Annotated in this window: 13 protein-coding genes; 4 read left to right on the top strand and 9 right to left on the bottom strand. The window is 71.5% G+C overall.

What is annotated here, in order from left to right:
• Positions 1–77 precede the first annotated feature (77 nt).
• Positions 78–1,127 carry a glycoside hydrolase family 172 protein gene (locus BKA15_RS04285; RefSeq protein WP_179758233.1) on the bottom strand — a complete coding sequence of 350 codons (1,050 nt, stop codon included), beginning with the start codon at positions 1,125–1,127 and terminating at the stop codon, positions 78–80.
• A gap of 280 nt (positions 1,128–1,407) precedes the next feature.
• Here BKA15_RS04285 and BKA15_RS04290 point away from each other — a divergent pair, with 280 nt between their 5' ends.
• Complete coding sequence (locus tag BKA15_RS04290; protein WP_246322254.1) at positions 1,408–2,424, top strand: M28 family metallopeptidase; 1,017 nt, start codon at positions 1,408–1,410, stop codon at positions 2,422–2,424.
• On the opposite strand, the gene BKA15_RS04295 is transcribed toward BKA15_RS04290, so the two are convergent.
• Complete coding sequence (locus tag BKA15_RS04295; protein ID WP_179748390.1) at positions 2,425–3,846, bottom strand: CapA family protein; 1,422 nt, start codon at positions 3,844–3,846, stop codon at positions 2,425–2,427.
• A gap of 24 nt (positions 3,847–3,870) precedes the next feature.
• The gene (locus tag BKA15_RS04300) at positions 3,871–4,329 is read right to left on the bottom strand and encodes a Rieske (2Fe-2S) protein (RefSeq protein WP_179748392.1); all 459 of its coding nucleotides are present in this window, start codon (positions 4,327–4,329) and stop codon (positions 3,871–3,873) included.
• A 168-nt stretch (positions 4,330–4,497) separates the two neighbouring features.
• Between BKA15_RS04300 and BKA15_RS04305 the strand changes: the two genes are divergently transcribed.
• The 3 genes from BKA15_RS04305 to BKA15_RS04315 are packed head-to-tail and all read left to right on the top strand — an operon-like array spanning position 4,498 to position 6,143.
• Positions 4,498–4,950: a hypothetical protein gene (locus BKA15_RS04305; RefSeq protein ID WP_218871063.1), complete on the top strand. Its 453-nt coding sequence runs from the start codon at positions 4,498–4,500 to the stop codon at positions 4,948–4,950.
• Positions 4,951–4,953: 3 nt separating this feature from the next.
• Entirely contained in the window at positions 4,954–5,469 is a 516-nt protein-coding gene (locus BKA15_RS04310; RefSeq protein WP_179748394.1) for a sigma-70 family RNA polymerase sigma factor, read from the top strand.
• A complete protein-coding gene (locus BKA15_RS04315) occupies positions 5,469–6,143 on the top strand; it encodes an anti-sigma factor family protein (protein ID WP_218871064.1) in 675 nt (224 codons plus the stop codon). The genes BKA15_RS04310 and BKA15_RS04315 overlap by 1 nt, the downstream gene beginning before the upstream one ends.
• Positions 6,144–6,152: 9 nt before the next feature.
• Here BKA15_RS04315 and BKA15_RS04320 read toward each other — a convergent pair whose 3' ends face one another.
• From BKA15_RS04320 to hisF, 6 genes are read right to left on the bottom strand one after another with little or no spacing between them, the layout of a single operon-like run.
• Positions 6,153–6,920, bottom strand: coding sequence for an SDR family NAD(P)-dependent oxidoreductase (locus BKA15_RS04320; protein ID WP_179748398.1), 768 nt, complete (start codon positions 6,918–6,920; stop codon positions 6,153–6,155).
• Between the two features lie 2 nt (positions 6,921–6,922).
• On the bottom strand, positions 6,923–8,617 hold the full coding sequence (ilvD, locus tag BKA15_RS04325; protein WP_179748400.1) for a dihydroxy-acid dehydratase: 1,695 nt from the start codon (positions 8,615–8,617) through the stop codon (positions 6,923–6,925).
• Between the two features lie 11 nt (positions 8,618–8,628).
• Positions 8,629–9,900: a glycosyltransferase 87 family protein gene (locus BKA15_RS04330; RefSeq protein WP_179748401.1), complete on the bottom strand. Its 1,272-nt coding sequence runs from the start codon at positions 9,898–9,900 to the stop codon at positions 8,629–8,631.
• Positions 9,897–10,313, bottom strand: coding sequence for an HIT family protein (locus BKA15_RS04335; RefSeq protein WP_179748404.1), 417 nt, complete (start codon positions 10,311–10,313; stop codon positions 9,897–9,899). Before BKA15_RS04335 ends, BKA15_RS04330 begins: the two co-directional genes overlap by 4 nt.
• Positions 10,306–11,232 carry a 2-hydroxyacid dehydrogenase gene (locus BKA15_RS04340; RefSeq protein WP_179748406.1) on the bottom strand — a complete coding sequence of 309 codons (927 nt, stop codon included), beginning with the start codon at positions 11,230–11,232 and terminating at the stop codon, positions 10,306–10,308. The genes BKA15_RS04335 and BKA15_RS04340 overlap by 8 nt, the downstream gene beginning before the upstream one ends.
• Complete coding sequence (gene hisF / locus BKA15_RS04345; protein WP_179748407.1) at positions 11,229–12,020, bottom strand: imidazole glycerol phosphate synthase subunit HisF; 792 nt, start codon at positions 12,018–12,020, stop codon at positions 11,229–11,231. The genes BKA15_RS04340 and hisF overlap by 4 nt, the downstream gene beginning before the upstream one ends.
• Positions 12,021–12,023: the final 3 nt, after the last annotated feature.

Raw genomic sequence — 12,023 nt, forward strand, 5'->3', positions numbered from 1 at the left:
CATCACCGCTCCCTGAGCCTGTCGAAGGGCGGGCCAGATCGGGCCTTGCCCTTCGACGAGCTCAGGGAGCGTTGTGATCAGCGGGGCCGACGCAGCTCCCGGGCCGGCAGCGGCTGCCGTACGTTCTGATCGGTCGAACCGGACTGGTACCAGTAGGCCACGGTCGACAGGTCGTCGTTGCGTTCGAAGAGGCCGTGGTCCCAGGCGCCGATCTGCTGCAGGGTGACCCGGATCCGGCTGGTGAAGATCACCGGGTCAGGCAGGTGCCAGCGATACAGGCCGTGCGACTGCGCGGTGGGCGTCGCGAACGGCGAGGCCTCGGTGTGGTCCGTCGCCGAGTAGTACGGATAGCCGCAGTACGGGGCGCTGAAGGTGATCGGGTTGGGCGGCGGGTCGCGGCGCAGCTCGTCCTGGAACGCCCAGGCGCCGCCCGCGTAGTCCTCCAACCCGGTGCTGCACTGGCTCGGGTACTCCTGGTCGTCGTCGAGGTAGAACTTCACCTCCCCCTCGCCCCACCAGTAGCGCTCCAGCGCGGTGACGCCGACGTAGCTGCCGACGTACGACCCGGCGCCGGACACCCCGCCCAGCAGGACGTGGTCCTCGCCGAGCCGCCTGGTGCCGTTGCTGCGCCGCCACTGGGCGTGGAAGGTCGCTGTGTCATCGGACAGCTCGTCGCCGACCGTGTAGTCGACCTGGTAGTAGATCCCGTCCACCCGCCCGGGGTGCTCGTTGCCCAGTTCGATCCGGGTGTTGCGGCGGAACGGCATCGGGAAGTAGCAGTTCATCCCGCCGGTCGGTGCGACCACGATCGGCACCGACGTGACCAGGGCCCGGGCGCCGAAGCCGTTGCAGAAGAAATCGCCGAGCGGCACCTCGACCGCCGGCGTCTCGGCGTCGTCCCACCAGATCCTGAGCACCAGGTCGCGGAGCACCCACGGCCCGGCGGAGGTACGGTCCGGAACGGTCAGCCAGACGTGCCGGATCGTCCCCGGGCCCTCGACCTCGGCCAGCGTCGCGGTGCCGCCGGCGTCGATGCCGATCGCCGGCCGGCCCTTCCTCGACGGACCGAGCGGCGAAGGTTCGGTCGCCGCCCGGCCGGGCTCGCCGGTCGGGTTCTCGGCGTTGATCGAGCGGCTCCGCGGCGCCGGATGCCTTGGTGATCATGGTCCAGTCGATCATCGGCTACTCCCCCGGCGACGTTGGTCGGACCCCAAACTCTAGGCGGGCCGCTCACTCCGCCGCGCCCGGCCGGTCCCCGCCGCCGGATGCGTGGACGGGACATTGTCGGGATTCCTCCACGGGCGTGACGTTTCCGCGTGGCAATCGCGCCAAGCCGCCCGCCCGTGGAGGAATCCCGACATCCGCCGCCGGCCCGATGGTTTGTCGACCGCGCCTACGCTCCGGGGCATGCGCGGTGCGCTCGTCTGGGTGGGGCTGATCATGGTCAGCCTGGTCGCGGGCTGCACTGCCGGGCCAGACCCGAGCGGGTCGACCCCGACCCCGACCCCGACCGCGTCCAGCTCGCCGAGCCCGTCGTCACCGGGTCTGACGCCGACACCGTCCTCGCCTCCGAGTCCGTCGCCGAGTCAGTCGCCGACACCGTCGCCGACCCGGGCTCCGGCCGAGGTGTCGGCGCGGCGGATGATGGCCGATGTCGAACGGCTGGCCGGGGACATCGGGCCGCGGGAGGCGACGTCGAAGGCGTTCTACGAGGCGGCCGACCTGGTCGAGCGGCGGTTCCGCGAGCTCGGGTTCCGGACCCGGCGGACCGAGGTGAAGGTGCCGGCCGGGGACTCCTGGGGTACGCCGGTCCGGGCCGGCACGTCGGCCAACGTGATCGCCGACTCGCCCGGTCTCGATCCCGCCCGTGATCATGTGGTGATCGGCGCCCACCTGGACACCGTGGCCCGGGCGCCCGGCGCCGAGGACAACGCGTCCGGGATCGCGGTGCTGCTCGAACTGGCCCGGCTGGCCGGCCTCGAACCGCCCGACGTCCCGGTCCGGTTCGTCGCGTTTGGAGCTGAGGAGCCGCGCGGCGACGGCGACGCGCTGCACCACTTCGGCTCCCAGCAGCTGGTCGCCGACCTGTCCGCCGCCGAGCGCCGGGCGATCCGTGGCATGGTCTCGCTGGACCGGGTCGGGGTGCCGGCCGAGCGGGTGCCGGTCTGCCGGGCCGGGGACCGCGGCGCCGACCTGCAAGATCAACTTCTGGCCGCCGCCCGGAGCGCCAAGATCAGGACCCGGGCCTGCGAGGACCGGGCCAGCGATCACTGGTCGTACCAGAAAGCGGGGATCCCGGCCGCCCGGCTGGGCAAGATCGCCTACGCCGGCTACCACTCCCCCGACGACGTGCCGTCCGTGGTCGATCAAGATCAACTCGCCCGCGCGGCCCGGATCGTGTGGGCCTGGCTGGGTCGGAGTTGATCAAGGGCGGGCGTACGGCCCGCGGCTGTGCTCGGCGATGTCGGCCAGGATCGAGCGGGCCCGGGCCGGGCTCGCCGGCCCCGGAATGAACCGGTCGTCGATCACGTACGGGACGGGTTCGACGGCCCGCACCTCGCCGTCCCAGGCGACGATCTCCAGGAACACGCCTTCGTTGGTCTTGGTCTGGAAGTCCATGTCGAAGACGAAGTTGCCGAGCGAATGCACCACGGTCGCGTCGCCGAGCGGCTCCCAGCCCTGCACCCAGTGCGGATGACCGCCGATGATCAGATCGGCGCCCGCCTCGGCGAACGCCCGGGCCGCGGTGCGCTGGCTCGGCTCGGCGACATGGGTGTACTGGGTGCCCCAGTGCGGGATCACGATCACCAGGTCGACCCGTTCGCTGAGCGCCCTGATGTCGCCCGCGATCCGGTCCAGGGCCCGGCGGTCCAGCGGACCGGTGCGGGGCGGCATGTTCAGCCGGTTGGTGCCCGGGCGCCTGTTCGTTGCGGCCGGAGTCTCGCCGATCGATTCCGTACCGAGGAAACCGATCCGCACGGCTCCGTCGGTGATCACCACGGGACGCCGCGCCCGATCAAGATCACGACCGGCGCCGACGTAGTCGATCTTGGCCGCGTCCAGTTCGCGGAAGGTCTGCAGCATCGCCGCCCGGCCGTAGTCGCCGATGTGGTTGTTGGCCAGCGAGAGCAGGTCGAACCCGGCCAGCCGCAACCCGTCCAGCACGGCCGGGTCGGCGCCGAACGAGTCGTCGCCCTGGGTCGGCTCGCCGTCGGTGGACAGCGTCGACTCGAGGTTGCCGACGGTGATCTCGGCGCCCGCCAGCCGTTTCGCGTACGGACGCAACGTCGCGGCCGGGTCGTCCCGGTGCGCCGCCGCGACCCGCCGGGCCAGCATCAGGTCGCCGGCGATCGTGATCGTGGTGACCTCACCGACCGGCCGGTCAGAGGCAGCGGTCAGCGGATAGCGGGCCGGGTCGCGGAGCGGATGCCGGCCGTCGACCGTGAGCACCCGTACCGTCTCGTCGACCTCGGTGGCGGGCACGGCCGCGACGGCGGAGCGATCGGTCCGGACCCGGTCCAGCCCGGCCACCGTGAACCGCACTCCGCCCGCCGTGAGCCGATCGGCCCGCCGCTCGACGACGGCCCGGGCCGCCGCGAGATCCACGTCGAGCACCGGATGGGTGGCGTGCACGGCCAGCACCACCGGCAGCCGCTGCCGCGGCGCGGTCGGACTCGGGATGGTCGGACTCGGGGCGGTCGGGCTCGGGGCCGGGCTCTGAGCCGGCGGGCTGGTGGCGCGCTGGAGCGGACCCGGAGTCGGCGTCGGCTCCGGTGAGGGCATCGGCGCCGGCACTGCGCAGGCCGCGACCAGCAGCAGCAGCGCGGCGGCCCAGCTCCCCCTCATGGTTCGAGTGTGACAAACGCGGCCTCAGGCGCTGCCGGTGACGACCTGACCCGACTTCACGTGAACGTCGATCTTGGCCAGCGGCGCCTCGGCCGGGCCGCCGAGCACCGCACCGTCGGTCAGGCTGAACTTCGACTGATGGCACGGGCAGACCAACTCCTGGCCGCTCGGCTCCACGGTGCAGCCCTTGTGGGTACAAATCGCGCTGAACGCGACCGCTTCCGAGTCCGAGTGCCGGCAGACCAGGACCTCGGCGCCGTCCGCCTTGACGAGCACGGCCTCGCCGACCTTGACCTGGTCCAGCGCCGTCAGCGTGGTGCCCTCCTTGGGCTGGCCGGACTCGCCGCCCTCCGCCGGCTGACTCGCCGGGCCGGCCGGGGTTCCGGTCTCGGGGGCCGTGGGACTGCAACCGGCCAGGACGAGTGCGCCGGCGCCGACTCCGACGATCATCTGGCGGCGGGACGGATGGGTGCTGAACTCCATGGGTCGTGCCCTTTCTCGTGGTCGAGTGGGGTCGAGGGAACAACCATCACTACGGGAGCCGACTCGCCTCGGTTCACCCGTACCGCGAAAACTTCTGGCCCAGATTGAACGCCTGCCCCGCCGGATCCGTATCCCTTCGGTAGCGAAAACGTCGGTGGGAGGTTCGAGATGAGTGAATCCGTTGCGACGCGGCGGCCGTCGGCGGCACGGTCGGTGGTCACGGCCGAGGCCACGCCCGCGCTCCAGGTGGTCCGAGGCCTGGTGGCGGCCGCGGTGCTGCTGTCGGCCGACATCCACCTGGTGCTCTACCTGGACGGGTTCTCCGACATTCCGGTGATCGGCCCACTGTTCCTGGTCAACGTGGTGGCCGGCTTGATCATCGGTGTCGCCTTGTTGATCATCCGGCACTGGTTCCTGGCCTTCGTCGCGGCCGGCTTCGGCGCCGCCACGTTCGCTGCGTACCTGATCTCGGCGACGGTCGGCCTGTTCGGCGTCCAGGAACAGAACTGGGACGCGCAGGCCGTGCTCGCCGCGGTGGCGGAGGTCGTGGCCGCGGTCGGCGGTGTCGTGCTCATGGTGGTCTGGCTACGATCCCGTACCAGAGCGAACACCGTGGGGTGACGGGTGCCGGACGGCCAGGCGGAGCTGATGCGCCGGCTGCATGATGATCATGCCGCCGCGCTCTGGTGGTACGCGCTCCGGCTGACCGGCGGCGACCGGGCCCGGGCCGAGGACGTCGTGCAGGAGACCATGCTCCGGGCCTGGCGGCACCCCGACGTGCTGGACGCCGAGTCGGCGCGATCCTGGCTGTTCACCGTGGCCAAGCGGATCGTGATCGACGAGTGGCGCACCGTACGGGCGCGCAGCGAGGTGCCGGTCGCCGAACTGCCGGGCACCGGGCGGTATGCCGTGGCCGACGACGAGGCCGAGCGGTCCATGCTGGTGTTCAGCATCGCCGAGGCCCTGGAACGGCTCTCGCCGGCACACCGCGAGGTGGTCGTCGAGTGTCACTACCGCGGCCACTCGGTCGCGGAGGCGGCGCACCGGATCGGGGTGCCGGAGGGCACGGTGAAGTCGCGGCTGCACTATGCGCTGCGAGCCCTGCGGCTCGCGCTGGAGGAGATGGGGGTGACCGAGTGATGCCACAGGACAGATTCGCGACCTACGACGCCGCGTATGTCCTCGGCGCACTCTCGCCGAAGGACCGGCAGGAGTACGAGCAGCATCTGCGGGAATGCCCGGACTGCGCGAATTCGGTTCGGGAACTGGCCGGGATGCCCGGGTTGCTCTCGCAGGTCCCGCCCTCCCTGCTGCCGACCGACGCCGAACACCCGGACCCGCCGCCGGAGGACCTGCTGCCCAAGCTGCTGGACCAGGTCCGCCGCGAACAGCTCCGGCGCCGGGTGATCACGATCGGGTCCGCCGTGCTGGCCGCTGCCGCCTGCCTGGCCCTGGTGATCATGATCATCTTCCGGCCGCCGGTCGGCGACGAGCCGACCGCCATCCCGACCGCGACCATGAGCCCGGTCAGCAACGCCCCGGTCTGGGCCACAATCGGGCTGGAGCAGGTCGACTGGGGCACCAAGGTCGACATGCACTGCATGTACGAGAAGCGGCCCGGCTACAGCAAGAGTGGCGTCTACCTGCTGGTCGTCGTCGCCAAGGACGGCACCGAGGAGCAGGTCGGAGCCTGGCGGGTGAAGCCCGGCCAGGACGCCCGCTTCCCCGCCGCCACCTCACACCCGATCAGCGAGATCGCCGCCATCGAGGTCCGTACCACCTCGAACAAGACGCTGCTCACCCTCGCGCCCTGAGCCGGATCGTCAGCGGGCCTCGGGGTCGCGGGCCAGGACGGTACGGCCGCCGTCGACCGGGACGACGGCGCCGGTGATGAAGCCGGCGTCGGGCGAGAGCAGGAAGGCGATGGTGGCGGCGACCTCCTCGGGGCGGCCGACCCGGCCGAGCGGGTGGATGGCGGCCATCTCGCGTTCGGTGGCGGCGGCGCCGTCGGGGCCGAGGTCGGCCAGGTAGCGCTCGTAGCGGGCGGTGGTGATCGAACCGAGGGCGGCGCAGTTGACCCGGATGCCGTCCCGGCCGTACTCCACGGCCAGGGCTCGGGTCAGGCCTTCGACGGCCGCCTTCGCCGTCGCGTACGGGGTCGCGCCGGGCACCGCCTGACGCGCCTGGTGTGAGGACACGTTGACGATCGCGCCCGGGGTCTCGGCGGCCCGGAACCGGCGGACGGCGGTCGTGCAGCCCACCACGGCCGGCGCCAGATTCAGCGTGATCGCGTCCAGCACGGCTTCCGGCGGGTCGGCGTGCACGGAGGCGTCCCGGAACACGGCGGCGTTGTTGACCCAGCCGGCCAGCGGCCCGGCCAGGTCGGCGGCCCGTTCGGTCACGGCCGGGTCGGCGGCGCTGCCGGTGACGACGCCGAGCCGGTCGGCCGCCGGATGATCATCGGCCCAGGCGGTGACCGCCGGCTCGAGCTCGATGATGATCACCCGGTGGCCGTCGGCGAGCAGGCGATCGACGACGGCCCGGCCGATGCCCTGGCCGCCGCCGGTCACCACGATGCCGGCCGGTTCCATGATCAGGTGCAGATGGCGCCGACGTTGGCGGACTGGACGAGCTTGGCGTACTTGGCCAGCACACCGCGCGGAGCCGGCCGCTCGACCGGCGTCCAGGCCTCGCGCCGACGCTGCAGCTCCTCGGCGGAGAGGTCCACGTCCAGGGTGCCGTTGGCGACGTCGAGGGTGATCTTGTCGCCGTTCTCGACCAGGGCGATCGGGCCGCCCTCGGTGGCCTCCGGGGCGATGTGGCCGACGCAGAGGCCGGTAGTGCCGCCGGAGAACCGGCCGTCGGTGATCAACATGACGTCCTTGCCGAGGCCGGCGCCCTTGATCGCGCCGGTGATCGCCAGCATCTCGCGCATGCCGGGGCCGCCCTTCGGACCCTCGTACCTGATCACCACGACGTCGCCCGCGGTGATCGTGCCGTCCTCCAGGGCGTCCATCGCGGCCCGTTCGCCGTCGAACACCCGCGCCGTGCCGGTGATCACCGTCGTGTCGAAGCCGGCGCTCTTGACGACCGCCCCCTCCGGCGCGAGCGACCCGCTCAGGATGGTGATGCCGCCGGTCGGGTGCATCGGGTTCGACAGCGCCCGGACGATGGTGCCGTCGACGTCCGGCGGGTTGATGTCGGCCAGGTTCTCGGCCATCGTCTTGCCGGTCACGGTCAGGCAGTCGCCGTGCAGCAGGCCCGCGTCGAGCAGGGCCCGCATCACGACCGGGACGCCGCCGACCCGGTCGACGTCGTTCATCACGTACCGGCCGAACGGCTTCAGGTCGCCCAGGTGCGGCACCTTCTTGCCGACCCGGACGAAGTCGTCCAGGCTCAGCTCGACCTCGGCCTCGTTGGCGATCGCCAGCAGGTGCAGCACCGCGTTGGTGGAACCGCCGAACGCCATCACGACGGCGATCGCGTTCTCGAAGGCCTCCTTGGTCATGATCTGCCGCGCCGTGATGCCGCGGCGGAGCAGCTCGACGACGGCCTCGCCGCTCTGGCGGGCGTACGTGTCGCGGCGGCGGGCCACCGCCGGCGGCGAGGCCGAACCGGGCAGCGACATGCCCAGCGCCTCGGCCGCGCTGGCCATGGTGTTCGCCGTGTACATGCCGCCGCAGGCGCCCTCGCCCGGGCAGATCGCCTTCTCGATCTCGGTGACCTCTTCGCGGGTGATCAGGCCGCGGACGCAGGCACCGACCGCCTCGAACGCGTCGATGATCGTCACGTCCTTGTCGCCGACCCGGCCCGGCATGATCGAACCGGCGTACAGGAAGACCGAGGACAGGTCGAGCCGCGCGGCCGCCATCAGCATGCCGGGCAGCGACTTGTCGCAGCCGGCCAGCAGCACGGAGCCGTCCATCCGCTCGGCCTCCATCACCGTCTCGACGGAGTCGGCGATGATCTCGCGGCTGACCAGCGAGTAGTGCATGCCGACGTGACCCATCGAGATGCCGTCCGACACCGAGATGGTGCCGAACTCCAGCGGATAACCGCCCGCGGCGTGGACGCCGTCCTTGACCGCCTTGGCGAGCCGGTCCAGGGACAGGTTGCAGGGGGTGATCTCGTTCCAGCTGGACGCGACGCCGACCTGCGGCTTCGCGAAGTCGTCGTCGCCCATACCGACCGCGCGGAGCATGCCGCGGGCCGCCGTGGCCTCGAGGCCGTCGGTCACCGCGCGGGAGCGCGGCTTGATGTCGGGACCGGGGGTCGTATCGGTGGTCATAGCGCCGTAATCTACGCCCCGCCGACCGCGTGCTTCCCACTGGTACGGACCGTGTTGCGGCGCACTTCCGCGACCGCGAGGGCGATGATCATGATCGTGCCGAGCACCGGTCCGAACAGCCCGACGAAGTCCTGCAGCGGCGAGTACGCGAGCTCCTTGCCCTGACCGTACGGCAGCAGGGCCAGCGCCGGGCAGGCACAGACCCAGACCACCCAGGCACCGCCGATGATCTTGGTCCAGAGCGGCAGCGGCTCCAGCGACACCGGTCGCTGCACCCGCAGCACCACCGCCACCGCGAGCGGCAGGATCCAGACGTAGTGATGGGTCCAGGACAGCGGTGAGGCCAGACAGGTGCACAGGCCGACCAGTCCGACGGCGAACGCGTACTGCCGGCGGCGCCACCACTGAGCCGCGACCGCGGTCCCGATCAGGGCGATCAGCCCGCCGATCGCGAGGCTGGCCAGGGTGATCTCGCGCGAGTCGCCGAGCACCCGGAAGAACACGCCGGACAACGCCTGGTTGCCGACATAGAGCGGGGACGCGGTCCGGGTGTCGCCGGCCAGCAGCCCGCCGAAGAACGACGCCGTCTGCGGCCAGAGGAAGATCGCGCCGATGCCGGTCAGCACGCCGAAGCTGATCATGGCGGTGATCGCCGGGCGTCGCTTCCCGATCAGGAACAGGAAGATCACGAACAGCGCCGGAGTGAGCTTGATCGCCGCGGCCAGGCCGATCAGGATGCCGCGCGGCAGCAGCCGCCGCTCCCCCGGCCGGTCCGGCAGCAGGTCCATGATCACCAGCGCCATCAGCAGGGTGTTCACCTGGCCGTACCCGAGCGTGGTCCGGATCGGCTCCACCGCGAGGACGACGACGATCCCGATCACCGCGAGCTTCCAGCCGCGCGGCACCCCGCAACGCCGCAGTACGGTCTGCTGGGCCGCCACCAGGCCGAGGGTCCAGAGCACCTGCCACATCGCGTACGGGCCGAAGGCGAGCGGGATCATCAGGATCGCCGCGATCGGCGGGTAGATGAAGTAGAGGCCCCAGCCGGGCGTCGTGGTGGCGAAGATGTCCTTGCCGGCCAGCAGATCCTTAACGGCGTAGACGTACACCTGCAGGTCGATCGTCTGCGGCTCCCAGGGGAAGTAGCTGCCGTCGAAGGAGATCACGAACGGCAAGATCACCAACGCGACGGCGAACGGCGGCAGCAGTTCCAGGGCCAGCCGGCCGAGGGTCCGGCCGGTGACCCGCCGCGTGATCGTTTCCTGGTCCTTGGTCAAGGTCATGCGGCTCCGTTGATCTGCGCCAGCACGGCGTCCAGTTCGGCCGGCTCGGCCGGCTGCGGCTTGATCAGATTGCGCAGGCCGGGCGCGTCGGCGTAGCGCGGGATCAGGTGGACGTGCAGGTGGAACACCTCCTGGCCGGCGACCGCACCGGCCGACGAGGCGACGTTCAGCCCGTCGGCGTCGAGCCGGTCCACCAGCAGCCGGGCGCAGTGGTCGATCGCCGGGCCGAGCTCGGCCATCACCGGAGCACCCTCGACGACGCTCGCCACGTGCTCGCGCGGCACCACCAGGGTGTGCCCGCGGTGCCAGGGCTGCAGGTCGAGGAAGGCGATCGCATGATCATCTTCGTACACCCGGCGGGACGGGAACTCCCCGCTGATGATCTTGCAGAAGACACAGTCCGGATCAGCCATTGATCACGTTCTCCAGTTCCTCGCCGGCGGCGTAGCGGCGCAGTTGGTTCGCCAGGAAGCGGTCCGACCGCGGCTCACCCGCGGTGCTGGCACCCCCGACGTGCGGCACGATCGTGACCCCGGGAATCCGCCAGAGCGGATGGTCCGGCGGCAGTGGCTCGGGATCGGTGACGTCGAGCGCGGCCCGGATCCGGCCGGTGCTCGTCTCGGCCACCAGGGCGTCGGTGTCGATCAGCCGGCCGCGGGCGACGTTGACCACCAGCGCATTGTCCGGCAACAGTTTCAGCGCTGCCGCGTCGATGATCCCCTCGGTCTGCGGGGTCAGCGGCGCGATCACGAACACGATGTCGGCTTCCGGCAGCAGGTCCGGCAGTCGGTCGACCGGATACACCTCCGGTTCGGTACGGGCTCGGCGGGCGACCCGGGTCACCGACGCGACCTCGAAGCCGGCCAGCCGACGCTCAATCGCCGCGCCGATCCGGCCGTAGCCGAGGATCAGCACCCGCTGGTCGGCCAGCCCGACGCCCATCCGGCCCCGCCACAGGCCCTCGGCCTGGTTGCGGGCGAACTCGTCCAGGTGCCGGCCGTTGGCCAGCGCCAGCGCGATCGCCATCTCCGACGTCGCGGTGTCGTGAATGCCGCCGCCGTTGCACAGCGTCACGCCTTCGGGGACGTGCGGCAGGACGCCCTCGTACCCGGCGTAGAGGATCTGGGCGATCTTGAGGCTCTTCATCTCCGCGGCCCGGGAGAAGGCCTCCTTGGGTGCCTTGGACAGCACGTAGAACTCGACCTCGGCGATGGAGTCCGGCCACTCCCCGTCGCCGGGGAAGCAGTCCACCTCGAGCCCGTCCGGGATGCCGCCGAGCCGGCGTTCGGCCTCGGCGAGATCCTGGAAGGGCAGCCAGACCCGACGGCTCACGAGTGTCCACCTCCGGCGCCGACGGGCGTACGTACCGGGTAGCCGGCGGCGGCGAGGGCCGCCTTCACGTCGGCGACCCGCAGCGTACCGAAGTGGAACACGCTGGCCGCGAGCACGGCGTCCGCACCGGCGTCGACGGCGGGCGGGAAGTCCTCGGCCCGGCCGGCGCCGCCGGAGGCGATCAACGGGACGTCGACCACGGCCCGTACCGCCGCGATCATGTCCAGGTCGAAGCCCGACGTGGTCCCGTCCGCGTCCATCGAGTTGAGCAGGATCTCCCCCACGCCCAGGTCGACGCCGCGGCGGGCCCACTCGATCGCGTCCAGCCCGGCGCTCTTCCGGCCGCCATGGGTGGTCACCTCGAAGCCGGACGGCTGGTCCGGCGACCGGCGGGCATCGACCGACAGCACCAGCACCTGGTTGCCGAACCGGCGGGTGATCTCGCCGATCACCTCGGGCCGGTGGATCGCCCCCGTGTTGATCGCGACCTTGTCGGCACCGGCGCGGAGCAGGGTGTCCACGTCGGCGACCGAGCTGACGCCGCCGCCGACGGTGAGCGGGATGAACACCGTCTCCGCCGTCCGCCGGACCACCTCGAGCGTCGTCTCGCGACCCTCGACCGAGGCGGAGATGTCGAGGAAGGTGAGCTCGTCGGCCCCCTCGGCGTCGTACACCGAACCCAGTTCGACCGGGTCGCCGGCGTCGCGCAGGTCGACGAAGTTCACCCCTTTGACCACGCGTCCGCCGTGGACGTCGAGGCACGGGATCACGCGCACGGCTACAGTCACGGG

The sequence above is a fragment of the Microlunatus parietis genome (assembly GCF_013407955.1).
Classification (GTDB): Bacteria; Actinomycetota; Actinomycetes; order Propionibacteriales; family Propionibacteriaceae; genus Microlunatus; species Microlunatus parietis.